General features: G+C 63.9%; 22 protein-coding genes. 17 read left to right on the top strand and 5 right to left on the bottom strand.

Translation table 11 applies throughout. The features are described from left to right. Positions 1-7: 7 nt before the first annotated feature. The gene (gene mpl / locus ACCD03_RS18860; protein ID WP_325651436.1) at positions 8-1,393 is read right to left on the bottom strand and encodes a UDP-N-acetylmuramate:L-alanyl-gamma-D-glutamyl-meso-diaminopimelate ligase; all 1,386 of its coding nucleotides are present in this window, start codon (positions 1,391-1,393) and stop codon (positions 8-10) included. Positions 1,394-1,472: 79 nt separating this feature from the next. Between mpl and ACCD03_RS18865 the strand changes: the two genes are divergently transcribed. The 10 genes from ACCD03_RS18865 (at position 1,473) to ACCD03_RS18910 (ending at position 10,060) form a co-directional block, all read left to right on the top strand. Continuing rightward, the gene (locus ACCD03_RS18865; protein ID WP_325651438.1) at positions 1,473-2,147 is read left to right on the top strand and encodes a UDP-N-acetylmuramate--alanine ligase; all 675 of its coding nucleotides are present in this window, start codon (positions 1,473-1,475) and stop codon (positions 2,145-2,147) included. A gap of 64 nt (positions 2,148-2,211) precedes the next feature. Beyond that, positions 2,212-2,736, top strand: a complete 525-nt coding sequence (locus ACCD03_RS18870) for a TlpA family protein disulfide reductase (protein ID WP_413412533.1) — start codon at positions 2,212-2,214, stop codon at positions 2,734-2,736. A gap of 183 nt (positions 2,737-2,919) precedes the next feature. Further along, positions 2,920-3,387 carry a type II 3-dehydroquinate dehydratase gene (aroQ, locus tag ACCD03_RS18875; protein WP_024979128.1) on the top strand — a complete coding sequence of 156 codons (468 nt, stop codon included), beginning with the start codon at positions 2,920-2,922 and terminating at the stop codon, positions 3,385-3,387. A 142-nt stretch (positions 3,388-3,529) separates the two neighbouring features. Continuing rightward, positions 3,530-4,003 carry an acetyl-CoA carboxylase biotin carboxyl carrier protein gene (gene accB, locus ACCD03_RS18880; RefSeq protein ID WP_413412534.1) on the top strand — a complete coding sequence of 158 codons (474 nt, stop codon included), beginning with the start codon at positions 3,530-3,532 and terminating at the stop codon, positions 4,001-4,003. 130 nt (positions 4,004-4,133) lie between these two features. Continuing rightward, on the top strand, positions 4,134-5,501 hold the full coding sequence (gene accC, locus ACCD03_RS18885; RefSeq protein ID WP_325651442.1) for an acetyl-CoA carboxylase biotin carboxylase subunit: 1,368 nt from the start codon (positions 4,134-4,136) through the stop codon (positions 5,499-5,501). Next, a complete protein-coding gene (gene prmA, locus ACCD03_RS18890) occupies positions 5,498-6,394 on the top strand; it encodes a 50S ribosomal protein L11 methyltransferase (protein WP_413412535.1) in 897 nt (298 codons plus the stop codon). Before accC ends, prmA begins: the two co-directional genes overlap by 4 nt. Positions 6,395-6,490: 96 nt before the next feature. Further along, positions 6,491-7,933: a DUF3426 domain-containing protein gene (locus ACCD03_RS18895; RefSeq protein ID WP_413412536.1), complete on the top strand. Its 1,443-nt coding sequence runs from the start codon at positions 6,491-6,493 to the stop codon at positions 7,931-7,933. 121 nt (positions 7,934-8,054) lie between these two features. After that, positions 8,055-8,555 carry a thiol peroxidase gene (gene tpx, locus ACCD03_RS18900; RefSeq protein WP_024979133.1) on the top strand — a complete coding sequence of 167 codons (501 nt, stop codon included), beginning with the start codon at positions 8,055-8,057 and terminating at the stop codon, positions 8,553-8,555. A 92-nt stretch (positions 8,556-8,647) separates the two neighbouring features. Beyond that, positions 8,648-9,583 carry a carbohydrate kinase family protein gene (locus tag ACCD03_RS18905; RefSeq protein ID WP_413412537.1) on the top strand — a complete coding sequence of 312 codons (936 nt, stop codon included), beginning with the start codon at positions 8,648-8,650 and terminating at the stop codon, positions 9,581-9,583. 9 nt (positions 9,584-9,592) lie between these two features. Beyond that, positions 9,593-10,060: a hypothetical protein gene (locus tag ACCD03_RS18910; RefSeq protein WP_004632964.1), complete on the top strand. Its 468-nt coding sequence runs from the start codon at positions 9,593-9,595 to the stop codon at positions 10,058-10,060. Positions 10,061-10,311: 251 nt separating this feature from the next. On the opposite strand, the gene ACCD03_RS18915 is transcribed toward ACCD03_RS18910, so the two are convergent. Beyond that, entirely contained in the window at positions 10,312-10,887 is a 576-nt protein-coding gene (locus tag ACCD03_RS18915; RefSeq protein ID WP_045204803.1) for a histone H1-like DNA-binding protein, read from the bottom strand. Between the two features lie 992 nt (positions 10,888-11,879). Here ACCD03_RS18915 and ACCD03_RS18920 point away from each other — a divergent pair. The 7 genes from ACCD03_RS18920 (at position 11,880) to ACCD03_RS18950 (ending at position 19,431) form a co-directional block, all read left to right on the top strand. Then, on the top strand, positions 11,880-12,131 hold the full coding sequence (locus tag ACCD03_RS18920) for a hypothetical protein (RefSeq protein ID WP_253543033.1): 252 nt from the start codon (positions 11,880-11,882) through the stop codon (positions 12,129-12,131). Between the two features lie 495 nt (positions 12,132-12,626). Further along, entirely contained in the window at positions 12,627-13,406 is a 780-nt protein-coding gene (locus ACCD03_RS18925; protein WP_413412538.1) for a collagen-like triple helix repeat-containing protein, read from the top strand. Positions 13,407-13,538: 132 nt separating this feature from the next. After that, a complete protein-coding gene (locus tag ACCD03_RS18930; protein WP_413412539.1) occupies positions 13,539-14,651 on the top strand; it encodes a collagen-like triple helix repeat-containing protein in 1,113 nt (370 codons plus the stop codon). Between the two features lie 66 nt (positions 14,652-14,717). Continuing rightward, the gene (locus ACCD03_RS18935) at positions 14,718-15,173 is read left to right on the top strand and encodes a DUF2147 domain-containing protein (protein ID WP_413412540.1); all 456 of its coding nucleotides are present in this window, start codon (positions 14,718-14,720) and stop codon (positions 15,171-15,173) included. A gap of 216 nt (positions 15,174-15,389) precedes the next feature. Then, positions 15,390-16,937, top strand: a complete 1,548-nt coding sequence (locus tag ACCD03_RS18940) for a methyl-accepting chemotaxis protein (RefSeq protein WP_045204799.1) — start codon at positions 15,390-15,392, stop codon at positions 16,935-16,937. A gap of 118 nt (positions 16,938-17,055) precedes the next feature. Then, the gene (locus ACCD03_RS18945) at positions 17,056-18,399 is read left to right on the top strand and encodes a hypothetical protein (protein ID WP_045204798.1); all 1,344 of its coding nucleotides are present in this window, start codon (positions 17,056-17,058) and stop codon (positions 18,397-18,399) included. Positions 18,400-18,519: 120 nt separating this feature from the next. After that, positions 18,520-19,431, top strand: a complete 912-nt coding sequence (locus tag ACCD03_RS18950) for an EamA family transporter (protein ID WP_413412541.1) — start codon at positions 18,520-18,522, stop codon at positions 19,429-19,431. A 4-nt stretch (positions 19,432-19,435) separates the two neighbouring features. Here ACCD03_RS18950 and ACCD03_RS18955 read toward each other — a convergent pair whose 3' ends face one another. The 3 genes from ACCD03_RS18955 to ACCD03_RS18965 all read right to left on the bottom strand — a co-directional run bounded on the left by ACCD03_RS18955 (position 19,436) and on the right by ACCD03_RS18965 (position 24,975). Next, complete coding sequence (locus ACCD03_RS18955; protein ID WP_413412542.1) at positions 19,436-20,518, bottom strand: M14 family metallopeptidase; 1,083 nt, start codon at positions 20,516-20,518, stop codon at positions 19,436-19,438. A gap of 156 nt (positions 20,519-20,674) precedes the next feature. Further along, a complete protein-coding gene (locus ACCD03_RS18960) occupies positions 20,675-21,886 on the bottom strand; it encodes a ribonucleotide-diphosphate reductase subunit beta (protein ID WP_045204795.1) in 1,212 nt (403 codons plus the stop codon). Between the two features lie 116 nt (positions 21,887-22,002). Continuing rightward, positions 22,003-24,975: a ribonucleoside-diphosphate reductase subunit alpha gene (locus ACCD03_RS18965; protein ID WP_325649176.1), complete on the bottom strand. Its 2,973-nt coding sequence runs from the start codon at positions 24,973-24,975 to the stop codon at positions 22,003-22,005. Positions 24,976-25,541: the final 566 nt, after the last annotated feature.

Genomic DNA, 25,541 nt, shown 5'->3' on the forward strand with positions numbered 1-25,541 from the left:
ATACAGATCAGTTGACTGTGCCGACGCGTTCAGCCAAGGCGTCCAGCAGCTTCTGATGTACGCCCCCGAATCCGCCGTTGCTCATGACAAGGACATGGTCGCCTGGGCGAGCGGCAGCAATGACGTCTGCGACGAGAGTGGCCAGATCAGAGAATGCTTTCGCGCGGTCCCCCAGCGGCGCCAACGCGCCAGCCAGATCCCAGCCGATTGCGTCGCGGCCATCGGCAGCCCCGTAAGCGAAGACTTGATCTGCTCCAGACAAGCTGTCCGGAAGCGCCTGTTTCATCACACCCAACTTCATGGTGTTGGAACGTGGCTCCAGTACCGCGAGAATGCGCCCCTTCCCTACGCGACGGCGCAGGCCCTCGATCGTCGTGCGAATGGCGGTGGGATGATGGGCAAAGTCGTCGTAGACGGTCACGTCATTGACGGTGCCACGTACTTCCATACGGCGTTTCACATTTTCGAAACGAGCCAGGCTTTCAATGGCTTGAGCCGGCGGCACGCCGACGTGACGTGCGGCGGCAATCGCCGCCAGCGCATTCATGCGGTTGTGATCGCCCTGAAGTGCCCAGCGGACCCGACCCTGCGGTTGGCCGTTGAAAACCACGTCGAAGCTATCGTCTTCACCCAGGTTCGCGATCTCCCAACCGAGGCCGTCTTCTGCGCCGAATGGCTCGACTTCCGACCAGCATCCGCGCTCAAGTACACGCTTCAGGCTATCGTCGCGACCATTGACGAGCAGGCGGCCTTGACCGGGCACGGTGCGCACCAGGTGGTGAAATTGGGTTTCGATTGCCGCAAGATCAGGAAAGATGTCGGCGTGATCGAATTCCAGGTTATTCAATATGGCCGTACGGGGACGGTAATGGACGAACTTGCTGCGCTTGTCGAAGAAGGCCGTGTCGTACTCGTCGGCCTCGATGACGAAGAAGTCGGATTCCGTGAGCCGCGCCGACAGCCCAAAGTTGCGCGGCACACCGCCCACAAGGAACCCTGGGTTGTAGCCTGCGTCCTGCAGAATCCACGCGAGCATTGACGTGGTGGTCGTTTTGCCATGTGTGCCTGCCACAGCAAGCACCCATTTCTGACGCAGTACGTTGTCGCCCAGCCATTGCGGGCCGGAAATGTAAGGCAGATTGCGATCCAGGATGGCTTCCATCAGCGGATTGCCGCGGGAAATCACGTTGCCGATGACGTACAGATCGGCGCCGATGGAGAGCTGTTCGGGGTCGAAGCCCTCAATCAGCTCGATACCTTGCGCTTCGAGCTGGGTGCTCATCGGCGGGTAGACATTGGCGTCGCAGCCGGTGACGCGGTGACCGGCCTGGCGGGCGATCAGGGCAATGCCGCCCATGAAGGTGCCGCAGATTCCAAGGATGTGGATATGCATGGGAGCCATCTCAACTTCGTTGCGCCGCATTGTACCTGCCGCTTCAGGCCCGGCCTGCGCGCTTCAGTAAAATAGAGCCATGCCCAAACGCCCCAGCCTCGACCCCGCCCGCGTGCGGGAAGAAATCGCCATCACCGCCGCTCGCATGATCGCGGAAGACGGCGCTGACTACGCTACAGCCAAGCGCAAGGCCGCGCGCCAAGTGCTCGGCACGGAATCCCGCGCGCCCGGCGAATGGCTGCCGGACAACGAACAGGTCGAAACGGAAGTCCGCGAATACCAGGCGCTGTTCCAGGCCGAGTCCCAACCGCGCGTGCTGGCGTTGCTGCGCCGCATCGCACTCCTGCTGATGGAAGGGCTGGCAGTCCATAACCCATACCTGGCGGGCGCAGTCTTCAACGGGACCGCCAGCGAGCACTCCGACATCCACCTGCAGGTCTTCTGCGACAGCCCGAAGGACGTGGCGATCTTCCTGCTCAACGCCGGCGTGGATTTCGACACAACAGAGAGCGCTCACTTCGCCGGCCGAGACGAGGTGGAAACGCTCAGCTTCCTATGGCGCGGCCAGTGGCCCGCGGGGGCCGAATCCCGGGAGCTTGCGCGCGAGCTGCGCGCTGAAACAGGCACGCCCGTCGGCGTCCATATCGCCCTATATGACATGAACGATGTGCGCGGCGCGCGACGCGCCGACGCCACCGGCAAAACCCAGCGCGGCGACGCGGCGGCAGTGCGTGCCCTACTGTCGCAGGGGTGATCGGCCGACAGGAGTACAATCCCGCACGCTCCGCCTCTGTATATATAGAGACCTCCGCAAAACCATGTCCCGCCGTACCGCACTGATTGCCCTGTGGATTGCCGGCCTGCTTGCCGCGGCGGCGGGCGTCTATTTTGGACATCGCGCCACTGAGCCCAAAACGCCGGCTGACAATGCCGTCGCCGCGTTCTACGGCAGCAAGCTTCCAGACGCCAATGGCGCGCCCCTGGATCTGGCAGCGTTTCGTGGCCAGCCGGTTGTGATCAATTTCTGGGCACCATGGTGCGGTCCTTGCGTGGAGGAAATGCCAGAACTGTCTGCGCTGGCACAGGAGCAAAAGGCCAAGGCAAAGTTCGTTGGCATCGGGATCGACTCGGCGTCCAATATCCAGACTTTTCTGGGTAAGGTACACGTCACATACCCCATTGCCGTTGCGGGCTTTGGCGGCACGGAGCTGGGCCGCCAGTTCGGAAACGAAGTCGGGGGGCTTCCGTTCACTGTGATTCTCAACGCACAAGGCGAGATCATTTTCCGGAAGATGGGTCGTGTGCATGCTGACGAATTGCGTGAGGCCCTGCAGCGCACGTGAATGTACAAAAACGTCATATGACGTTCATGTGCACGCAACTCCCCTTCTTCTTCGGCAAATGCGTAGACCGCATGCCCAAGATCGGTGAAAACACCGATTTCTCGATAGTTTTTCAGCAAAAACTAGACAAAGCATTCTAAGTTGCTGTAAATTGCGTCCAACTTCGCTCAACCGGTCAAAACCGTGGCTGATAAACCCATCGCCAAAGCGCTTCGCAACGTGCTCGTACTGCACGGCCCGAACCTCAATTTACTGGGGACGCGCGAGCCGGAAGTCTATGGTGCAACCACCCTTGCCGACATCAACGCCGCCCTGGTCGAACGCGCCACGGCGCGCGGCGTGACGCTTGCGCACTTCCAGTCGAACCATGAAGGTGCGCTGGTGGACCGCATCCACGCTGCCAAAAGCGAAGGCATTGAATTCATCATCATCAATCCGGCCGCCTACACGCATACGAGCGTGGCTCTGCGCGACGCGCTGGCCGGCGTGGTGATCCCGTATATCGAAGTGCATCTGTCCAACGTGCATCGTCGTGAGCCGTTCCGCCACCATTCTTATCTGGCGGACCAGGCGGTGGGCGTGATTTGCGGATTGGGCTGGCGCGGCTATCTGGCGGCGCTGGACTTCGCAATAGACCAACACGGCGGCTGATCAGCCGTCTTCTTCCTTTTATTTCAACCACTTAACCAACGCAACGACGCCAGCGCCTGGAGCGCTTTTGACCGATGTGCGGCTGAAGAGCCATTCGCGCGCATCCACTGCCCCAGACCGCCGACGCTGCAGGAGAACGTTCATGGATTTGCGCAAGCTGAAAACGCTGATCGACCTGGTGGCCGAATCGGGCATTTCGGAACTCGAAGTGACCGAAGGCGAAGGCAAGGTCCGCATCGTCAAGTCGGCGCCGCAAGTGGTGGCCCCGATGCAATATGCGCCGATGCCGATGCCGATGCAGGCAGCACCGGCTATGGGCGCACCCGCCGCAGTGGCTCCGGCCGCCGTTGGCGCCGAAGCTGCTGCCCCGGCCCTGCCGGCTGGCCACATCGTGACGTCGCCGATGGTCGGCACGTTCTATCGCTCGCCGTCGCCGGGCGCGGCCGAGTTCGTCAAGGTGGGCGACACCGTCAAGGAAGGTCAGACGATCTGCATCATCGAAGCGATGAAGCTGCTCAACGAGATCGAAGCGGACAAGGCCGGCGTTATCAAGGAAATCCTGATCGAGAACGGCCAGGCTGTGGAATACGGCCAACCGCTGTTCGTGATCGGCTGATCTTCCGGCATCCGACCCTCATCGTGCGGCACGCAGCGTGCCGCATCCGAGCGCGAGCCGGCGCACAAGGGCTGCCTGAGCGCAGCCCAGCCACAGCGCCCTCGCCTCTCCTTTTTGTAGCGAGAACACGATGTTCGACAAGATCCTGATCGCGAATCGCGGCGAGATCGCTCTTCGCATCCAGCGCGCCTGCCGCGAACTCGGCATCAAGACCGTGGTGGTCTATTCCGAGGCGGACAAGGAAGCCAAATACGTCAAGCTGGCCGACGAAGCGGTGTGTATCGGCCCGGCACCGTCGCCGCTGTCGTACCTGAACATGCCGGCCATCATCTCGGCCGCCGAAGTTACCGACGCCCAGGCAATCCACCCTGGCTACGGCTTCCTGTCGGAAAACGCCGACTTTGCCGAGCGCGTGGAGCAATCAGGCTTCACCTTCATCGGCCCGGCGCCCGAATCGATCCGCCTGATGGGCGACAAGGTGTCGGCCAAGCAGGCGATGATCAAGTCCGGCGTACCGTGCGTGCCGGGCTCGGAAGGTGCCCTGTCGGAAGATCCGAAGGAAATTCTGGCAACGGCCAAGAAGGTCGGCTATCCGGTGATCATCAAGGCGGCTGGCGGCGGCGGTGGCCGCGGCATGCGCGTGGTTCACACCGAGGCTGCGCTGATTAACGCCGTCAACATGACGCGCGAAGAAGCCGGCCGTGCCTTCGGCAATCCGGAAGTCTATATGGAGAAGTTCCTGGAGCATCCGCGCCACGTGGAGATCCAGATCCTGGCCGACCAGCACCGCAACGCCGTCTGGCTGGGCGAGCGTGATTGCTCCATGCAGCGCCGCCACCAGAAGGTGATCGAAGAAGCGCCGGCACCGCACATTCCGCGCCGCCTGATCGAGCGCATTGGTGACCGCTGCGCCGAGGCCTGCAAGAAGATCGGCTACCGTGGCGCCGGCACGTTCGAATTCCTGTACGAAAACGGCGAGTTCTATTTCATCGAAATGAACACGCGCGTGCAGGTCGAACATCCGGTCACGGAAATGATCACGGGCGTCGACATCGTGCAGGAGCAGATCCGTGTGGCGGCCGGCGAAAAGCTGCGCTTCCGCCAGAAGGACATCGTGCTCAAGGGCCACGCCATCGAGTGCCGCATCAACGCAGAAGATCCGTTCAAGTTCACGCCGTCGCCGGGTCGCATCACGTCTTGGCACGTGCCGGGCGGTCCGGGCGTCCGCGTGGACTCGCATGCTTACAACGGTTACTTCGTGCCGCCTAACTACGACTCGATGATCGGCAAGGTCATCACGTACGGCGCTACACGCGAGCAGGCCATCGCCCGCATGCGTATCGCCCTGTCGGAAATGGTGGTGGAAGGTATCCAGACCAACGTGCCGCTGCACCGCGACCTGATGCTCGACGCCAACTTCGTTGAAGGCGGCACCGACATCCACTACCTGGAGCACCGTCTGGCGCAACAGGAAGTAGCCAAGGGTGGCGGCAAGTGACGTACCGCGAATGCGTGCTCGAAGTGTCGCGGGACGACGCCGAAGCGTTGTCCGAAGCACTGTTTGATCTCGGCGCGCTGTCGGTTTCGGTGGAAGACGCCGATGCCGACACGCCCGAAGAGCAGCCGCTCTTTGGCGAGCCCGGTCACGAGCCAACACGCCTGGCGTGGAATCGCTCGCGCGTGGTTGCGCTCCTCGCTGACGATGCCGACCCGGCACTGCTGGTGGCGGCCGCGGCCAACGAGATCAACCTGACGCCGCTGCCTGCGTACACCGTGCGCGAAGTCGAAGAGCAGGACTGGGTTCGCGTCACGCAATCGCAGTTCGAGCCCATTCATATTGGTGAGCACATCTGGGTCGTGCCGTCGTGGCACGACGCACCGGAGCCCGACGCCGTGGTGCTCGAGCTCGACCCGGGCCTCGCCTTCGGCACGGGCAGCCACCCGACCACGCGCCTGTGCATGGAATGGCTGGAGCAGCACGTGCAACCCGGCGAACGCACGCTCGACTACGGCTGCGGCTCGGGCATCCTGGCCATCGTCGCCAAGAAGCTCGGCGCCGGTGAAACCGTCGGTGTCGATATCGATCCGAACGCGGTGGAAGCCTCGCGCTACAACGCCGAGCGCAACCACGTCGAAGCCACCTTCGCTCTGCCCGACGACGCACCGGAAGGTACGTTCGATCTGGTCGTCGCCAACATTCTGTCGAACCCGCTCAAGCTGATGGCAGCGATGTTGTGCGCGCGCGTGCGCCCGGGCGGCCGGCTGATTCTGTCGGGCGTGCTCGAGCGCCAAGCCGAAGAAGTGGCTGCCGCGTATGCCTCGGCCATTCCGCTTACCGTCTGGCGTTCACGTGACGGCTGGGTCTGCCTGCACGGTGTGAAACCCGCGTAAATTCAAGGTATTGCGCGCCAGTGTCGCCTGCAAAGGTCGACGCTGGCGCCGCTGTCTGCAATACTCGCGCGGTCGGCTTTTTTCTCCTCGTCCCGCATGGCAACTGCGCCACAAGCTGCACCACGTTTGGCTGCTCGCTGTCCCAACTGCCAAACCGCATTCCGCGTTGTCGCCGATCAGCTTCGGCTGCGCGGCGGGCTCGTCCGTTGCGGCCGCTGCAATCACGTATTCGATGGCCGCGATCATCTGATCGAGCTTGGCGTGGCGCCCACGCCTGCGGCGCCACTCGCCGAAGCACCGCAGCCACAGCAATCGCCCGAACACACCGCTCGCGTAGCGCCGCTCTCAACGCTCGTCACCCCTGAACCGGAAACGCCCGCGACATCACCTGCCCAAGAGGACGATCACGGCTTCGGCATGACGCTGATCTGGGAAGAAGACGTTCCGGAAGAAGGCGTCGCGGAAGTGCATCTGGGGGAAGTTGAAGGCGCAACACCCGTGCCCGACGTGCACTCAACCGCGCCGGACACGCGCCCGCTACCGGACGAGGCGCCGATCGAGCACGCTGCCGAGCCTGCCACCGAGCCCGCGCAGCAGGCACCGCAACCCGAACCGCCCGCCGCGTCCGTCGCTCCCGCCGATCCGTTTCACGGTCTGCCGCCCATCCGCGACCTTGATGACGAGGAAGACGCATTCGCCGCCGCCGTGCCCAAGCAGCCGTCGGCAGACCTGCCGGTAGAGCCGGCCATCGCGCCCACGGCGGCTCCGGTGGTGACCGCGTCTGCGCCGGCAGCTGTCGCACCCCTGAAGCCCGAGGCCGAGAAGCACGATTCGGTCTGGATGCGCCACGAAACCGATCCGCACACGCTTTTTGCGCCGGTGCCGCGCCGCCATGGTCACGGACGTCGCTCGCAAGCCGAGCCGACCGGCCCGACGCCGCAACGCACGCTGACCGGCGCCCCGCGCAAGGTGCGTGGGCCGAATCATGGTGTCTCTGCCGCGACGCTGGATTTCCTGCGTGCCGCGCAAGCTCGCGAGCAGGCGCGTAAAACGACCGGACGCCGTGCCCTCGCGCGCATCGCGATCGGCTTGCTGACGATGCTGGCGGTGGCGCAGTTGCTCTTCCTTGCGCGCGCCGAAATCGCTCGCCGCGCGCCCTCCACACGCCCGATGTTGGAGGCTCTGTGCCAGCCACTGCACTGCACGATCGCGCCGCCGCGTGATCTCGATGCATTGCAGATCGAATCGTCGCAACTGCAGCGGCAAGAAGGCGATGCATCCGACCAGTACGTGCTGACGGCTACGTTGCGCAACCGCGCCGGCGGCCCCATCGCCCTGCCGGCCATCGAGCTGATCACGACCGACCTGCAAGACCAACTGCTCTCGCGCCGTGCGCTGCTACCTGCCGACTACCTGAACCCGAGCGACAGTGCATACGGCAAGTCAGGGCTGCCCGCCCGCGCCGAACTACCGATTCGGGTACGATTCCAGTCCCAGCGCCCGACGGCCAATTACCGGGTCCTGATTTTTTACCCCTGAATCTTCACCCCTGGCTTAGAGCCGCTAACAAGACCCTGCCGGCCAAGCGTGCCGACGCAGATGCCAGGAGGGTCCTGTTAGCGGCTTTTCCCCAACACGTATCAAAGGAAGGAGTAACACCATGGCAAACGTGACCCTTGGCGGCAACCCGATCGAAGTCGGCGGCCAATTCCCGACCGCAGGCTCGAAGGCCCCGGCATTCACGCTGGTCGGCGCAGACCTGAAAGACGTCTCGCTCGCTGACTTCGCCGGCAAGCGCAAGGTCCTGAACATCGTGCCGAGCCTGGACACCCCGGTGTGCGCCACCTCGACGCGCAAGTTCAACGAAGCCGCTGCCAAGCTGGACAACACCGTCGTCCTCTCCATCTCCGCTGACCTGCCGTTCGCGGCCGGCCGCTTCTGCACCACCGAAGGCATCGCGAATGTGAAGCCGCTGTCGACCTTCCGCGACAAGGGTTTCAAGCAAGCCTACGGCGTCGACATCACGTCGGGCCCGCTGGCTGGCGTGACCGCGCGTGCCGTAGTTGTGCTCGACGCCAACGACAACGTTCTGTATTCGCAACTCGTGCCGGAAATCAAGGACGAGCCGAACTACGACGCCGCCCTGGCTGCGCTGAAGTAAGCTGAACTGATTGCATCGAGACCGGCTTTCGGTCTCTCGTTCATCACACGGCCGTCCACTGGGCGGCCGTGTCATATCTGGAGTGCTTCAATATGGCCAGCGTGATCTGCGGCTCGGTTGCCTACGACACCATCATGACGTTCGACGGACACTTCCGCGAACACATCCTGCCCGACAAGATCCACATCCTGAACGTTTCCTTTCTGGTGCCAACCATGCGCCGGGAGTTCGGTGGCTGCGCAGGCAACATCGCCTACACGCTGAAGCTGCTCGGCGGCGAACCCATCATCATGGGCACAGTCGGCCAGGATGCGGGTCCGTACCTGGACTACCTGAAGAAGCTCGGTATCTCGACAACGCATGTCACGGAGGTTCCGGACACGTTCACCGCGCAAGCGATGATCACGACCGACCGAGACAACAACCAGATCACCGCGTTTCACCCAGGTGCGATGAGCCATTCGAGCATCAATTCGGTCAAGAATGCGCTGCCGGCCAGGCTCGGCCTCGTTGGCCCCGACAGCCGCGAAGGCATGCTGCACCACGCGACGCAATTTGCCGAATCCGGCGTGCCTTTTATCTTTGATCTGGGCCAGGCAATGCCGCTGTTTGACGGCGCCGACCTCCGCCACTTCGTTGAACTCGCCAGCTACGTGGTGGTCAATGACTACGAAGCGCAGGTCATGCTGTCACGCACGGGCTACAGTGCGGCAGAACTTGCGCAGCGCGTCGAGGCTTACATCGTCACGCGCGGGGAAGAAGGGGCGGAGATTTACGCCGGCGGCAAGCAGTACACTATTCCGGTCGTGCCGGCCGAACGCGTGGTCGACCCGACCGGCTGCGGCGACGCGTTCCGCGGCGGCCTGCTTTACGGCATCGAGAACGGCCTGGACTGGGACACCACCGGCCGCCTCGCCAGCCTGATGGGCTCACTCAAGATCGCTTGCCAAGGCCCGCAGAATCACGGCCTGCCCGTCGACGAGATTGCCCGGCGCTTTGAATCCGCTTTCGGGTACCGGTATCAATAAGGAATCAACATGAAACCCATCTATCGCATCGGCGCCGCGACTCTGCTGGTCGCCGCCCTTGGCCTGCAAGGCTGCGCCATGGGCACCAACTCCAACAGCGCTTACAGCTCGGGACAGGCGCAGCGCGAGCAGACCGTGCGCTTCGGTACGGTGGATTCCGTGCGCAATGTCGTGATCGACCGTGAGCAGACCGGCGTTGGCACCATTGCTGGCGGCGCGATCGGCGGCATCGGTTCGGCGGCAGCCATCGGGCGCGGCAACGGCTCGGTGGCGGCGGGTGTGCTCGGTGCGATTCTCGGTGGCGTTGCAGGCAGCGCGCTCGAGGGTCAGATGAACAAGCGTCCGGGTCTGGAAATCACGGTCAAGCTCGACAACGGCGAGTACCGCGCGATCACGCAAGACGCGGACGAGGCTTTCCGACCTGGCGAGCGAGTGCGTCTGCTGTCATCGGGCGGCGTGACGCGCGTGACGCACTGATCGACAACGCTCGGCCGATAGGCCGGGGGGTTATCGGAAACACCGCATCGGCATCGTGCCGGTGCGGTTTTTTTTTGCCTGCGAGAAACGTATGCGCGACGCTCGGGCAAGAAAAAGCCCGCCGGGGCGTGAGCCGATCGGCGGGCGGTGCAAGACGCTGAGGTCTTGCGGACCGGATACGCAGTATCCGATCAGGTGGGCGCGACTTGCGCGCCGCTGTGGTCCCGGAGGATTACCGTCGTAAGAATGACTTACGGACGGTTGCCGGTCGGGAACGGCCATGCCGCAGCCGGGTTCAGCGCGGTCTTGGCAGCAGGTGCAGCAGGTGCAGCGGCCGGAGCAGCAGCGGGCTTGGCAACAGCCTTCTTCGCGGGGGCCTTCTTCGCAGCAGGCTTGGCAGCAGCCTTCTTCGCAGCCGGGGCCTTTTTGGCGGCAGCCTTCTTCGCAGCAGGCTTAGCAGCAGCCTTCTTCGCAGCCGGAGCCTTCTTGGCTGCAACCTTCTTCACTGCAGCTTTCTTGGCCGGGGCCTTCTTGGCTGCAACCTTCTTCACTGCGGCTTTCTTGGCCGGGGCCTTCTTGGCTGCAACCTTCTTCACTGCAGCTTTCTTGGCCGGAGCCTTCTTGGCTGCAACCTTCTTCACTGCGGCCTTCTTGGCAGGTGCCTTCTTGGCTGCAACTTTCTTAGCTGCGACCTTCTTGGCAGGTGCCTTCTTAGCGGCCGGAGCAGCCTTCTTTGCAGCAGCCTTCTTGGCGGCCGGAGCCTTCTTCACAGCGGCCTTCTTGGCCGGGGCCTTGGCGGCCGGTTTCTTCTTAGCAGCAGTTGCCATGGGAAACTCCTTCAAGATTGGGTATCGAACTATCGAGATTGAGCAACCCGACCGGCCCGATCCCACGATGCATTGGCACCGCCAGACCAACCGAGCGAGCGATTCATCGGCGCACCACCCAACGGCAGTCGCACGCTAATGAATTCGGTAGGAAGATCTGCGACTTGCGCGGCGGAAACACGCAGCAAGTTACACGCCTCGGTTGCGCACACAGGCGTAACCGCAGTCGGCCAGACAGATTGCATCCGGCGAGTCTTCATCAATTGAGAGGACCGGGGCATCGTGGCCACACCGGTCGAAATCTGATCTTGCGCGAATCGCTGCGTGGACCGCAAAGCCGCGTGCAGCGTGACTTTACAGACAGCGAGAAACTGGAGAGCGCGCGTTTTCTTTTGGGGGTAGTACGCCCATCCCGACGGGGGGATCGCAGAGACGGCACCGAGTTCGAACAGCCTTGTCGGCGTGGCGTGCATCAAAGTGGTTACGCTCCTCGACTACCTTTCACTTGCCGCTTGGAACTTCATCGTCGTTGATCGCGCGAAGCTTCCTTGCATCGAAGTCAACGTCTTGTCAAGGCGAATCATAATTCGTTTGCGCGGTGATGTTAAGAGATTTATGCAAAAAGCGCGGTGAGTTTTGGTGAAGGATTGCGCTGCGTCTGTGCGTCGCTGCGATTCGAATCGCGCATGCACGCAGATCGATCTCGCGAATGCGCATTTTCTTGCGTCGTGACATCACGTTACGGCGTTGCTCCACGTTGACACACGCGCCCCGCAAACCCAGTGGTCATGCCGGTTTACAGCAACACGCGATGTTGTGCGCGTGTGCATCGTGAACACACGCACGCGCCTCGCGCGCATTCGGCATCGTCGTGCGCACCGACGTGCGAGCTGCGCGATGCATGTCGAAAAAAACGATGCGTAGATGCGACAACGCGCGCGAATTTTTCGCGCTCAACACGTCGATACGCACGCAATCGATGCGCTCGACACATGCGCATCGACATGTTGAACGTGTCGATGACGCTGCTGACACGCATCTCGAACACCGTCGATGCGCACCGCGCGAAGTCGATGCGATTGCGATGGTCAACAGCGTGCATGCAGGTACCGCAAGTCGCGTGCCGCGCATCCGATGCGCGACGTGTTAGCGAGAGAGTCGACGCATCGATGCATGCGCGCGCGAATCGCATCGACGCGCGCGATGTTGGTGTCGATGCATGCGACACCGCCCCCCGGGCGTGACGATGCCGAACTGCGGGTGAGCACGACCGTGCGATCGCGACATGCGCTGTGCGAAACGGATCGCCAATCGCGGGAAAACCCTGCTCAGCAACCGCTGAAAACTTCACGCAACCGCGTTTGAAACGAGGCTGTTTTACGACGATAGAAGGATTGTTCTACGGCGATCCATCGGCCATTTTTGCTGCGGCTTTTCTGCCCAAAGATTGGCTTCCAGTGTCGTTTTATTCGGAATCAAGTTCGTGAATTGCTGCAACCGCATATCTGGGTGTCAGGTTGACGCTGATTGTCATGCCATTCGGTTTCACTTCACGATCCGCTCACCACATGAGCACGGCATCGATCGCGCGGTGTGGCACGGACCTGCGCGTGGCCCGTGACAAGACAGGGAGGTCGTCGCCAACCCCACAGCCTGGCGACGACAAACCCGACGAGCAAAGAGCGCAAGACAGAAGGGGTCCAACACAAGCGTTCTGTTCTGAGTAGTGGAGGCACAAGATGCGCGATCTAGCGTTCTTGTCGAAATCGAATCCGCCGAAGCGCGGAGTGTTCCTGCAGTGCGTGCTGGCGACGGCATCGCTCGCCATGCTGGCGGGCTGCGCGAATTCGGGCAGCGGCGACATGGGTACGTCGCTTGGCGGCGGCAGCGATTCGCAATCCAAGCCGGCGATCGCGGCATCGAGCTCGCCCACGTGGTCGAACGACAACGGCAGCAATGCAACGGGTGGCACAGGCTCGACCGGCGGCACGCCCATCGCGACGCTGACCGGCCCCGTCGAGCAGGTGACGACCACCACCATCACCGCCATCGTGCCGCTCACCAGCACGCTGACTTCGACCACACAAACGCTGGGCGCGGCGACGGGCCTTGGTGCGCCGGTGAGCAACGTGCTGGCGACGCTGGGCGGCGCGCTTGGCGGCGCGGGCAGCACGATCACGACGGCCGGCAAGGGTGATGCGCTGGTGTCGACGTTGGGCAACACGGTCGGTGCGCTCGGTTCGCTCACCACCGGGTTGTCGACGATGGTCTCGCCGGCGGCGCCGTCTACCGCAGGCAGTGCGCCGGGTAGCGCGCTGACCGGTGCGCTCGGTGGTGCGCTGGCGCCGGTCACGACGGCAGTCGGTTCGCTGACGGCGGGGCTGCCTGGTGTCGGTGCGCTTGGTTCCGTTGGCGTAGCCGGCGGTGGTGGTACCGGCGGATTGGGCAGCGTCGGTACAACGGTGGGCGGGTTGGTTGGCGGTGTGCTGTCGGGTGTGACATCCGGCGTGCATCACTAGCCACTGCTCTGTAGAACTTTCTTTGCATTCGACAGCAAACGCAGGCGGATGCTACCCGCTGGACGCCAGATGCGCGTTCTTCTGACCCGGCGGTGACACGCGGTACGGGCCGCGCTTACAAGGAGACTCACCATGAAAATTCAGAACCCGCTCCACACTTCTTCTTCCGCTTCGTTGTCCGCCGCTTCGGCGTCGCGCACCCTGCTGGCAGCAGCTGCAGTAGCCGTGCTAACGCTGGCCGGTTGCGCTTCGGGCGGCAACCCGAACGGTGATACGACGCCCTCGTCGTCGGCCAACAACGATCCAGGCGCTGTGCCGGTCGGCAACGTCGCCGGTGGCGGCGGCAACGTCGTCACGCAGACGGGCAAGACCGTCAGCGACCTTGGCACGACGATTGGCACGGCGTCGGTGCCCGTCATCGGCGGCACGGCGGCGCAGAAGGATCTGGGTGCGACGGTCACGTCCGCCGGCAATACGGTCCAAACATTGGGCGGCGGCATCAGCAACGGGCTCGGCAAGATCGGCTCGACGCCCGACCCGGTCGGCACCACGGTGCAGAGCTCGGGTGACGTGATCCGCTCCGCCGGGGTGACGGTGGGCAACGCGGGCCAGACCGTCTCGGATCTGGGTGCCGCTGGTAGCCCGCTGGCGCCGTTGAATCCGGTGACGTCGCCGGTGGGCAGCGGTGTGTCTGCGCTGGGTCAGGTGATGCAGGGTGCTGGCGGGCTCGTCACGATTGGCACGTCGAGCGGCCCCGTCCAGCAGATCACGCAGCAGACCAGCAACGCGATCGTGCCGCTGTCGTCGCAAGTGGTGAAGGGCACGCAGACGGTCGGCAGCACGACCATGCTCGGTGGCCCGCTGGCCGGTGCACTCAACACGGTTGGCGGCGGCCTGCAGAGCGCGGGGGCGCAAGTCGGCGCGGCCGGCGGCAACCCGCTCACGGCAGACGTTGGCGGTGTGGTCGGCGCCGTCGGGGGCACGGTGGCCAGCACCGGGGGCCTGGTCAATGGCGGTAGCGGCGGCTCGGCGAATCCGCTGGCGCCGATCACGGGCGCGCTCGGTGGTGGCCTCGGCGGCGGAAGCAATCCGCTGGCACCGGTAACGAGCGCACTGAGCGGCGCAGCCGGCAGCGGCAACCCGCTCGCTCCGATCACGAATGCGCTGGGTGGCGTCACGAACGCCGCCGGCACCTCTGGCAGCAATCCGCTGTCACCCCTGACCGGTGCGTTGAGCGCGCATTGATCCCTGCGCCGACATCATCGATCAGCCCTCACCGATTTTTTTGACTGACAACAAGGAGACTCCACAATGAAACATACCCCCCACGCTCTCGCGCGCCTGGCTGGCGCACTGGCACTCGCACTGGCCGCCGGCAGCGCTTTCGCGCAAGTCAGCCCCGCCGGCATCTGGAAGACCATCGATGACAACACAGGCAAACAGAAAGGCGAAGTGACGATCGTCGATAACGGCGGCACGTTCTCGGGCAAGGTCAGCAAGATCCTGGTACCCGGCGACGAGAACAAGACCTGCACCAAGTGCACGGACGACCGCAAAGACCAGCCGATCAAGGGCCTGACGATCCTCACGGGTCTGAAGGCGGACGGCAACAACAACTGGGATGGCGGTCAGATCCTGGACCCGGAAAACGGCAAGGTCTACAGCGCCAAGATGTCGCTGTCGGAAGACGGTCAGAAACTGAATGTGCGCGGCTTCCTGGGCATCAGCCTGCTGGGCCGCACGCAAACGTGGGTTCGAGAGCAATGATCGCCAGCTGATAGCAAAACCTAGCGAAATATCCCAACGCGCGGCGGCGCCCCCTCCTTGTGGGTGGGTGCCGTCTCTTCGGGCGCCGGTGCAAGCCGGCGCCTTCTTTTTGCGGAAATCCGCACACTGCGCGCACGGTGTCTCCATTAAAGAAGACCACTCCACCGCCGTTACACCGTTGGGGAGACGTCAAACAATAAGTGGAGAAAACGCGACATGCGACAGTGGACACTCAAAGCAAAGCTGCGTCTTGCGTTGGGCCTGATGTGGCTGGGGCTGATCGGCGTCGGCATCTGGAGCGCGATGGAGACCCGCGCGACCATGCTTGACGAGCGCAAAGTCGGCCTGCAAAACCTGGTGGACGCCGCCGAGGGCATCGCCAAGCTGTATCACGGCCGCGCGCAATCGGGCGCCATGAGCGAAGCCGACGCCAAGAAAGCCGCGCTGTCGACGCTGGCCTCGATGCGCTTCGGCTCCACCGGCTATCTATTCGTGGTCGATTCGCAGTTCATCCTGCTGATGCACCCGACGCTGGCGGACATGGTCGGCAAGAGCACCGCGGGCTTCAAGGACCCGACCGGCAAACCGGTCTACCCGACCATCGTCAACGCCGCCAAAGACAAGGGGTTCGGCTTTGCCGAATACCAGGGCCGCCTGCCCGGCAGCGAGACCGCATTGCCGAAGATCGGCTACGTGAAGCACTTTGTGCCGTGGGACTGGAACATCTCCAGCGCCGTCTTTCTGCAGGAAGTGGATGCGGCGTACCGCCATTCGCTCATCGCCAATCTGATCGTCATTCTGCTGGTGGGCGGCGCGGTGTCGCTGGCGATGTCGCTCATCATTCGCAACGTGCAGCGCGGGCTGGGCGGCGAACCGAGCTACGCCGCCGAGATGGCACGCCGCATTGCCGGCGGTGACCTCGCCGTGCACGTGCAAACCCGCGCCGGCGACCGCGACAGCATGCTGGTCGCCATGGCGCAGATGCAACAGCAACTGACCGGCACCATCGGCCATATCAAGACGTCGGCGGATTCGATTGCGAGTGCCACCAAGCAGATCGCCGCTGGCAATGCCGATCTGTCGCAACGCACGGAAGAGCAGGCTTCGTCGCTGGAGGAAACCGCGTCGAGCATGGAAGAGCTGACGAGCATCGTGCGTCAGAACGCCGACAACGCGCGCCAGGCGAGCACGTTGGCCGTCAACGCGTCGGACATCGCGACCAAGGGCGGCGAGGTGGTCGGCCGTGTGATCGACACCATGGCCGGCATCAACGAAAGCAGCAAGAAGATTGCCGACATCATCGGCGTGATCGAAGGCATCGCGTTCCAGACGAACATCCTGGCGCTCAATGCCGCGGTCGAGGCCGCGCGCGCCGGCGAACAGGGCCGCGGCTTTGCCGTGGTGGCCGGCGAGGTGCGCAACCTGGCGCAGCGCTCGGCGGGGGCCGCCAAGGAGATCAAGGAACTCATCGGCGATTCGGTTGGCCGCGTAGAAAACGGCACCACGCTGGTAGCCGAAGCCGGCAGCGTGATCGACGAGGTGGTGATCGCCGTCAAGCGCGTGACCGACATCATGGGCGAGATCAGCTCGGCCTCGGAAGAACAAAGCTCCGGCATCGAGCAGGTGAACCAGGCCGTGAACCAGATGGACGAGGTGACGCAGCAGAACGCCGCGCTGGTGGAGCAGGCTGCGGCCGCTGCGCTGTCGCTGGAAGAACAGGCACAGGTGCTGCGGGACGCGGTGGCGTCGTTCCGCACCGCCTGATCGGTGCGATTTCACGTCCTATTCCCCAACGAGGGGAGGGACGCCGCGCCGTTCTCTGGCGTGTCGCATGGTGCTATGCTGCGCGCCAGAGAATCGATAAAACAATGTTGGAATAGCCATGCCCGAGCGCAACCGGCCGCCATTCAGGGGCCCTTTTGGCGCGATTGCCGGGTCGACCACCAGCGTCTACGCCGCAGCAGGAGACACCGCCGGCGACGCCCATGAGCCGATGTCCGGCGGCCGCTCCAGTGCGGTGCGCGATGTCGCTGCACAGGATCTGGCCAGCGACACCGCGCTGTGGCGCTTTGCGCTGGCCGCAGAGCACGGCGGCCGCGCGCCCCACCCCGATGCCGCCTTGCGCGACGATCTTTCCGTCCTGCGCATCCTGCGCCACGCTGATGGCCTACGGCTGCTCCGGCAGGGATTGCGCAGTGCGTTCCCGGGTTCGGCCCTGCGCCTGACCACCTTCTGGCCCGAAGAACAGCCGCACGCCTATCCGGCGCGCGCGGAAGCCCGCCCAGCGGAATTCGGCGATCTGCTCGTGCTGCTGCGCCTGCGCGGCGCGGTGCCGACGCTCGATTGCCGCGCGCTGTTTCTTACCAGCCGCCGCATCGATCAGCCCGACGATGCGCTCGACAAGCACCACGCGCTACCGCAGATCAACCTGTACGAAGGCTGGCCCGACTTCAACGTCTATGCGCGTTCGCCGATCAAGTCGCGCAACGCAACCTTCCTGGGCAAGTTCGACCTGTCGGCCGAGCTGGACCCGCTGCGCCGCGTTGGCCGCGACCAGCGTCAATGGCGCTACCTGACGCCCTGCACGGGCCTGCAGCAGTACGCGCAATGGCCTGGCGCACGGCCGGCTTCGCCGCTGCAATGGCGCTGGCCGTCGGGCGCGCAAGCCGGCGGCACACGACCCAGTTCCGGTTCGTTCACCGGCCTGCTTCGCCAGCTCGCACGCCCGGAAGGCCCCGGCGAAGATTGCTCCGCCGGCACCGATGTGCCGACCTGGGGCCGCCTCATCAACAGACTGCTCGACCACAGCTGGGAAGTCGCCCCGAGCCACGCGCTCAAGAGCGGCAATATCAGCTCGCTGGCGTTCTGGACGCGGCTGCGCGGCTTCCTGACGGCGGAATACCTGCTGGGCTCGCACTCGTTGCAGAAGGGTTTTGGGGCGTCGTTGCAGTTCGAGATGGCCAACGGCCTGCAGGACATCGCCCGCGACGACTGGACGGCCACCACCGGCTTCGACCCTGAAGACCTCGACGTGCCCGGTGTGCGCGGCACGCTGCAGCGCATCGCGGCGTCCAGACTCGCCGTCTTTGGCATGAGCGCCGAAGACCCGGCACCGCTCGCTGCCCCCCGCCCGCAGCGCGGCGTAACTCCGCGCCCCGATGGCGAGCGCGAAGGCCTGCGCGTGTTGCTGATCGACGTGATCCGCCCCAGCGCGGCTGCCCTGTAAGCACGCCAATTCGATAAAAAGCGACGCCCGCGCCGCCGAGAACGCAACGATTTCTCAGCGGTGCGCGGCTATGCTGTGGCGTTGCCCTGCTGCGCTTCCTGCCGCCCCCCGCTGTCGCCCATGTCTTCCGCTGCTCCCGCCTCCGCCGCTTCCACAACAACAACCTCCCCCTGGATGCCCATCCTCGCGCTGATGGGTTCGATGGCCTCTGTGTGCCTTGGTAACTCGTTTGCCAAGACGCTGTTTCCGGTGCTGGGCGCAGCGGGCACGGTCACGTATCGCGTGACGATTGGCGCGGTGATCCTGCTGGCGTTCTGGCGGCCGTGGCGCCTGCACCTGAGCCGCGCAGATGCCGGCCGCATCGCCCTGTATGGCGTCACGCTGGCGAGCATGAACCTGCTGTTCTACCTGTCGCTGCAGCGGTTGCCGATCGGCATTGCGATCGCCATCGAATTCACGGGGCCGCTGGTGCTGGCCGTGCTGCTGTCGCGCCGCGCGCTGGATTTCGTGTGGATCGGGCTGGCGGTGGTCGGCTTGCTCATGCTGACGGTGGCCGACAAGTCGGTCGGTCAGGTTGACCACCTGGGCGCGATGTATGCGCTGGCCGCCGGCGTGTGCTGGGCGCTCTACATCCTGACCGGCAAGAACCTCGGCGGCCTGCATGCGGGCCAGGCTACGTCGATCGGCATGCTGGTCGGTGCGCTGTTTGCGATTCCGTTTGGGGTGGCGCAGGCGGGGTCGGCACTGCTTGCGCCCTCGCTCATTCTGGCTGGACTGGGCATCGGGCTGCTGTCCAGCGCGATCCCGTATTCGCTGGAGATGGTGGCGCTCAAGCACCTGCCGGGCAAGACGTTTTCCGTGCTGCTGAGCCTGGAACCGGCCATCGGCGCGCTAGCCGGGGCCATCGTGCTGCACGAGCAGCTAACCGGGCGCCAATGGGTGGCAATTCTGGCCATCATCGCCGCGTCGGCGGGTTGTGCGCTGACGGTGCGGGCGCCCAAGCCTTCACCTGATCCTGCCGGCGTCGCCTGACGCCCTAGCCGGAAAACCGCGCCAGCGCTTGCAGAACAGCCATGCGCGTCTGCGCGTAGACCATCCCCTTCCATTCCGGCACGTCGCAATAAAACGCATCGCGTAGCGCCTGGCGAATGCCGGCGCGTTGCGCGGCGCCCTGCTCCGGATGGCGATGCAGCCAATGGTCGGCGCGCAGCGCCTGCAGCACCGCCAGCGGCGCGAGCGTGCCGAACTCCAGCGTCACGCAGGTCTTCTCGATGCCTGGCAGCAGTTCGTACGCGATGCCGACCAGATCGCCCTTGACGACCGACGAGACCGAACCTGCCGCCGCAATCGGCCGAACATCGGCGCCCCAGGTGCGCACGGCGCGCTCCAGTTCGGCTGGATCGGGGCTGTTGAAGATCTTCTCACCGTGGCCGTAGTGGCCGAGCCCGGTATGCAGGTCGATCCACACGAGGCGCGACATGCCGGCCGCATGCCGCGACACGATCCCGCGCATCTGCAGCGTGCTCCAGCACGGCGCGCTGCCGCCGTAGAACATGCCGTCCGGCACGCGGTATTGGCCGCTCGTGGCGGCGTCCTGCAGGGCTTTCTCGCCGCGGGTGACCATGTAGTGCTGCAACGCTGCCTGATCCGCTTGGCTGGGCGGCCACACGCGCGGCAGCAAAAGCGGATCGACTTCAAGATAGGCCGGGTTGGCGGAAGCGGCCTCGGCAAAGTCGACGCTGTTGCGGTTCAGGTCAACGTTGTCTTCATTCACGCGCCGCAGGTGCGCAAACCCATACGGATTGACCGCGTGCACCAGCAGCAGCGCTACGTTGGCAGCCGCCAGCCGCGCGAACAGTTCGTCGTCTCGCAGCAGGCCGGTCTGGCAACCGGAGCCGCAGAACCCCTCCACACCATGGACGCCGGAGGTGACGATCAGCAGCGTCTGGGCCTGCGCCGGCGCAAGCAGCGCGGTGTCGATGGAAAGCTGCTCGTCGGACGGCCCGACCACATCTGGATGCAGATGACGCTCGATGCGGAGCCCGCGGGTCTGAGCGGCGGCGAGGAACTTGCCGCGCGCTTCATCGTAGGTCTGCGAGAAGAAAGCTTCGACCGTCATGGCGGGAATCCAAGGGCAGTGGTAGCCGCAGCGTGCCATGCCCGACAGGCGCGGCGCAACCGCACAAACGTGAATCGGCCACCCCAAAATGCAAACAGGCGACGCTTGTGCGTCGCCTGCTGTTTGCGTTGATGCGGGTCGAGCGGGTGGCTCAGATCACTCCCAGGACAGCGCGCCGCCGGTCTGGTACTCGATCACGCGCGTCTCGAAGAAGTTGCGCTCCTTCTTCAGGTCGATCATCTCGCTCATCCACGGGAACGGGTTTTCTTCGTTCGGGAACAGCGCGTCCAGGCCGATCTGCTGGCAGCGACGGTTGCAGATGAAACGCAGGTAGCCCTTGAACATCGGCGCGTTCAGGCCCAGCACGCCGCGCGGCATGGTGTCTTCTGCGTAGCGGTATTCCAGGTCGACAGCCTTCTTGAACAGCTCCGTGATCTCAGCCTTGAACTCGGCCGTCCACAGGTGCGGGTTCTCCAGCTTGATCTGGTTGATCAGGTCGATACCGAAATTGCAGTGCAGCGACTCGTCGCGCAGGATGTACTGGTACTGCTCGGCGGCACCGGTCATCTTGTTCTGACGGCCCATCGCCAGGATCTGCGTGAAGCCGACGTAGAAGAACAGGCCTTCCATGATGCAGGCGAAGACGATGAGCGACTTCAGCAGCTTCTGATCGTTCTCGGGCGTGCCGGTCTTGAACGACGGATCGGTCAGCGTGTCGATGAACGGGATCAGGAACTCGTCCTTGTCGCGGATCGACTGCACTTCGTGGTACGCGTTGAAGATCTCGGCCTCGTTCAGGCCCAGCGACTCAACGATGTACTGATACGCGTGCGTGTGGATCGCCTCTTCAAACGCCTGGCGCAGCAGGTATTGGCGGCATTCCGGCGCGGTGATCTGGCGGTACGTGCCCAGCACGATGTTGTTGGCAGCCAGCGAATCGGCCGTCACGAAGAAGCCCAGGTTGCGCTTGATGATGCGGCGCTCGTCTTCGGTCAGGCCGTTCGGGTCTTTCCACGTCGCGATGTCGCGCGACATGTTGATTTCCTGCGGCATCCAGTGGTTCGCACAACCGGCGAGGTACTTTTCCCAGGCCCACTTGTACTTGAACGGCACCAGCTGGTTGACGTCGGTGGCACCGTTGATGACGCGCTTGTCGGCGGCGTTCACGCGGCGGTTGCTCTGTGCGGCCGCGGCGTTCGGGTTATTGCCGAGAATGCCAGTGCCGACGGCGGCGGCCGTGGCCGACGGAGGCAGCACGCCGCCCTGGTCAGCGGTGGCCGTTTGCAGTTGCGGCTGCGGTTGATACACCGGCTGCGGTGCAGCCGAAGGTTGTGCGGCAGGCTTGACGTCGTCGTCCCAGCTCAGCATATGTGTTTCTCCTAATTCTTTGCTCGTCGCTCCCGCTCTTTTGGAGCGCGAGTCCAGTGTCGTTCAGGTCACGGCGCCCCCGCTTGCGCGGGAGCAACCTCAGACACTGTTTTGACTTATTGGCAGGCTTCGCATTCCTCGAAACCGGGGTCGCCCGGGCGCATCGTGCACACGGCGCCTTCAGCTTCCGGCATGGCCTGCGCGGTGGCGGCAGCGGCATCCAGCGCGCTGGTCGGTGCGGCCGAAGTCACGCCGGATACACCTGCAGCCGACACACCGCCCGTATCGCTACCCGACGACACCGCATTCAGCGTGCCGCGCGACACGGTCGACTTCTCGACGTGCGTGGCGCCGATCGTGCGCAGGTAATACGTGGTCTTCAGGCCACGCAGCCACGCCAGCTTGTACGTGTCGTCCAGCTTCTTGCCCGACGCGCCGGCCATGTAGATGTTCAGCGACTGCGCCTGGTCGATCCACTTCTGGCGACGCGAGGCAGCTTCCACCAGCCATTGCGGCTCCACTTCGAAAGCCGTTGCGTACAGGTCGCGCAGGTCTTGCGGGATGCGGTCGATGCGGGCCAGCGAGCCGTCGAAGTACTTCAGGTCGGCGACCATCACTTCGTCCCACAGGCCGCGTGCCTTCAGGTCGCGCACCAGGTAGTCGTTGACCACCGTGAACTCGCCCGACAGGTTCGACTTAACGTACAGGTTCTGGTACGTCGGCTCGATACAGGCCGACACGCCGATGATGTTGGAGATCGTCGCCGTCGGGGCAATCGCCACGCAGTTCGAGTTGCGCATGCCGAACTGCTTGATGCGGCCGCGCAGGCTGTCCCAGTCCATCGTCGACGACATATCCGTTTCCAGATAGCCGCCGCGCTCTTCGGCCAGCAGCTTGAGCGAGTCTTGCGGCAGGATGCCGCGATCCCACAGCGAGCCCTTGTAGCTGCTGTAGCGGCCACGCTCTTCAGCCAGCTCGGTCGACGCCAGGTAGGCGTAGTAGCACACGGCTTCCATCGAAGTGTCGGCAAACTGCACCGCAGCATCGCTGGCGTACGGCACACGCAGCACGTGCAGCGCGTCCTGGAAGCCCATGATGCCCATGCCGACCGGACGGTGGCGCAGGTTGGAGTCACGTGCCTTCTTGACCGCGTAGTAGTTGATGTCGATCACGTTGTCGAGCATGCGCATAGCCGTGCGCACGGTCTTCTTCAGTTTCTCGTGATCGAGCACCACGCTGCCGTCCGCCTGCTTGATCAGGTGAGCGACCAGGTTGACCGAACCCAGGTTGCACACGGCGATTTCGCTGTCGTTGGTGTTCAGCGTGATTTCCGTGCACAGGTTGGAGCTGTGCACCACGCCCACGTGCTGCTGCGGGCTGCGGATGTTGCACGGATCCTTGAACGTGATCCACGGGTGGCCGGTTTCGAACAGCATGCCCAGCATCTTGCGCCACAGTTGCAGCGCCGGCATCTTCTTGAAGAGCTTGATCTCGCCGCGCGCGACCTTGTCTTCATAAGCCAGGTAGGCCTGCTCGAATGCCTTGCCAACCTTGTCGTGCAGGTCCGGGCAGGTGGACGGCGAGAACAGCGTCCACTCGCCACCTTCCATCACGCGCTTCATGAACAGGTCGGGAATCCAGTTCGCCGTGTTCATGTCGTGCGTGCGGCGGCGGTCGTCGCCGGTGTTCTTGCGCAGTTCCAGGAATTCTTCGATGTCCAGGTGCCACGTTTCCAGGTACGCGCAGACAGCGCCCTTGCGCTTGCCGCCCTGGTTCACGGCCACAGCCGTGTCGTTGACCACCTTCAGGAACGGCACAACGCCTTGGCTCTTGCCGTTGGTGCCCTTGATGTGCGAGCCGAGTGCGCGCACGTTGGTCCAGTCGTTGCCCAGGCCGCCAGCAAACTTGGAGAGCAGCGCGTTTTCCTTCAGCGCCTCGTAAATGCCGTCCAGATCATCCGACACGGTGGTCAGGTAGCACGACGAGAGCTGCGAGCGGCGCGTGCCCGAGTTGAACAGCGTCGGCGTGCTCGACATGAAGTCGAACGACGACAGCAGCTGGTAGAACTCGATGGCGCGGGCTTCGCGGTCGATTTCGTTCAGCGCCAGGCCCATCGCCACGCGCATGAAGAACGCCTGCGGCATCTCGATGCGGGTTTCGTTGATGTGCAGGAAGTAGCGGTCGTACAGCGTCTGCAGGCCGAGGTAGTTGAACTGGAAGTCGCGCGAGGCGTCCAGCGCCGCACCCAGGCGAGCCAGGTCGAACTGCGCCAGCTTGTCGTCGAGCAGCTCGGCGTTGATGCCGCGCTTGATGAACTGCGGGAAGTAGTCGATGTAACGCGCGCCCATTTCGGCTTGCGTGACTTCTTCGCCGAGGATCTCGCGGCGGATCGTGTGCATCAGGATGCGCGCCGTGACCTGGCTATATGCCGGGTCCTTTTCGATCAGGGTACGCGAGGCCAGGATGGCCGAGTCGTACACCTGCGTCATCGGCACGCCTTCATACAGGTTCTTGACCGTTTCCTTGAGGATCGGCTCCGGGTCCACCGCTTCGCCCAGACCTTCGCAGGCCGAGACGATCACGTTGCGCAGCGCTGCCATGTCCAGCGGGCGGGTGATGCCGCCGTCGGTCACGTTCAGGCCGATGAAGGCCGGTTGCTGCTGGGTTTCGCCGGCTTGCGCGCGCTCCTGGGCGCGACGCTCGCGGTACAGCACGTAGGCGCGGGCCACGTCGTGCTCGCCCGAGCGCATCAGGGCCAGTTCCACCTGGTCCTGCACGTCTTCGATATGGAACGTGCCGCCGTTCGGGCGGCTGCGCAGCAGTGCGCGCACCACGTTCTGCGTTTGTTGGTCGACCAGCTCGCGCACACGCGCGGAAGCAGCACCTTGCCCGCCATTCACGGCGAGGAAGGCCTTGGTCATGGCCACGGCAATCTTCGAAGGCTCGAAGCTGACCACGGCGCCGTTGCGGCGGATGATCTTGTAGTCCGCGTAGCCAGTGCTGGGGGCAGCGGCCGTGCCGCCAGCGCTTTGCGCAAATTGGGAGGGGTGGGCGGTGCCGGAGTGGATTTCTGGTTGGGCCGTCTGCATGTGGACTCCTGTTGAACCGTTCGTTTTATTGGCGCGCCGGGGGTGAAGCACCCTGGGCGAATCCTTGCGCTACGCGGAGAAATGAGACGGAAAAGACCCCTGCCTTTCCTCAGCCCCCAAGCGCCGGCTCGACCTGCCGTACGCTCGCCCCCGCGTGGCGCTGAAATAAGAATCCCGGAAAGCGACCACTACATCTAGTGTCCAACTCCGGGATTGACGCTAAGTATAGTGGCCCAATCGAATTTGCCTAGACTTGACAGGTGGGGGCAGAGGACTATTTTTCACCCGCATATGCAGTGCCGCAAACCCGCCACCCCAGGCAGCACAACGGGTCGGCGGGGCTGGCGTGCGGCGTCGCAATGACCGCCTCTTCAGAATAATTCTTTCTATCGACGTCGCAAGCTCAATAGACGTCACCTCATCTACGGTAGGGGCACGTGTGCCGCGCACTGCACCGGTGCACGCGTGCCGCGCCCCGGGGCATTCCTCGACATTCCCCCGCTCAAGAAATCCGAATAGCCGCATCAGCATTCTTGCCGCGGCTGTCACTTGAGCGACAGGCCCCA

This window comes from Ralstonia sp. Ralssp135 (genome assembly GCF_047304345.1).
In the GTDB taxonomy this organism is placed as follows: Bacteria; Pseudomonadota; Gammaproteobacteria; order Burkholderiales; family Burkholderiaceae; genus Ralstonia; species Ralstonia chuxiongensis.

Bases quoted from the DNA above. Each gene is read 5' to 3' on its own strand.
- ACCD03_RS18925 (WP_413412538.1), top strand. From the start codon at position 12,627: ATGCGCGATCTAGCGTTCTTGTCGAAATCGAATCCGCCGAAGCGCGGA.
- ACCD03_RS18920 (WP_253543033.1), top strand. From the start codon at position 11,880: ATGCGCATCGACATGTTGAACGTGTCGATGACGCTGCTGACACGCATC.
- ACCD03_RS18915 (WP_045204803.1), bottom strand. From the start codon at position 10,887: ATGGCAACTGCTGCTAAGAAGAAACCGGCCGCCAAGGCCCCGGCCAAG.
- accB (WP_413412534.1), top strand. From the start codon at position 3,530: ATGGATTTGCGCAAGCTGAAAACGCTGATCGACCTGGTGGCCGAATCG.
- ACCD03_RS18865 (WP_325651438.1), top strand. From the start codon at position 1,473: ATGCCCAAACGCCCCAGCCTCGACCCCGCCCGCGTGCGGGAAGAAATC.
- ACCD03_RS18910 (WP_004632964.1), top strand. From the start codon at position 9,593: ATGAAACCCATCTATCGCATCGGCGCCGCGACTCTGCTGGTCGCCGCC.
- ACCD03_RS18955 (WP_413412542.1), bottom strand. From the start codon at position 20,518: ATGACGGTCGAAGCTTTCTTCTCGCAGACCTACGATGAAGCGCGCGGC.
- ACCD03_RS18965 (WP_325649176.1), bottom strand. From the start codon at position 24,975: ATGCAGACGGCCCAACCAGAAATCCACTCCGGCACCGCCCACCCCTCC.
- accC (WP_325651442.1), top strand. From the start codon at position 4,134: ATGTTCGACAAGATCCTGATCGCGAATCGCGGCGAGATCGCTCTTCGC.
- ACCD03_RS18870 (WP_413412533.1), top strand. From the start codon at position 2,212: ATGTCCCGCCGTACCGCACTGATTGCCCTGTGGATTGCCGGCCTGCTT.
- ACCD03_RS18895 (WP_413412536.1), top strand. From the start codon at position 6,491: ATGGCAACTGCGCCACAAGCTGCACCACGTTTGGCTGCTCGCTGTCCC.
- ACCD03_RS18930 (WP_413412539.1), top strand. From the start codon at position 13,539: ATGAAAATTCAGAACCCGCTCCACACTTCTTCTTCCGCTTCGTTGTCC.
- ACCD03_RS18960 (WP_045204795.1), bottom strand. From the start codon at position 21,886: ATGCTGAGCTGGGACGACGACGTCAAGCCTGCCGCACAACCTTCGGCT.
- ACCD03_RS18935 (WP_413412540.1), top strand. From the start codon at position 14,718: ATGAAACATACCCCCCACGCTCTCGCGCGCCTGGCTGGCGCACTGGCA.
- ACCD03_RS18950 (WP_413412541.1), top strand. From the start codon at position 18,520: ATGTCTTCCGCTGCTCCCGCCTCCGCCGCTTCCACAACAACAACCTCC.
- ACCD03_RS18940 (WP_045204799.1), top strand. From the start codon at position 15,390: ATGCGACAGTGGACACTCAAAGCAAAGCTGCGTCTTGCGTTGGGCCTG.
- ACCD03_RS18905 (WP_413412537.1), top strand. From the start codon at position 8,648: ATGGCCAGCGTGATCTGCGGCTCGGTTGCCTACGACACCATCATGACG.
- ACCD03_RS18945 (WP_045204798.1), top strand. From the start codon at position 17,056: ATGCCCGAGCGCAACCGGCCGCCATTCAGGGGCCCTTTTGGCGCGATT.
- mpl (WP_325651436.1), bottom strand. From the start codon at position 1,393: ATGCATATCCACATCCTTGGAATCTGCGGCACCTTCATGGGCGGCATT.
- tpx (WP_024979133.1), top strand. From the start codon at position 8,055: ATGGCAAACGTGACCCTTGGCGGCAACCCGATCGAAGTCGGCGGCCAA.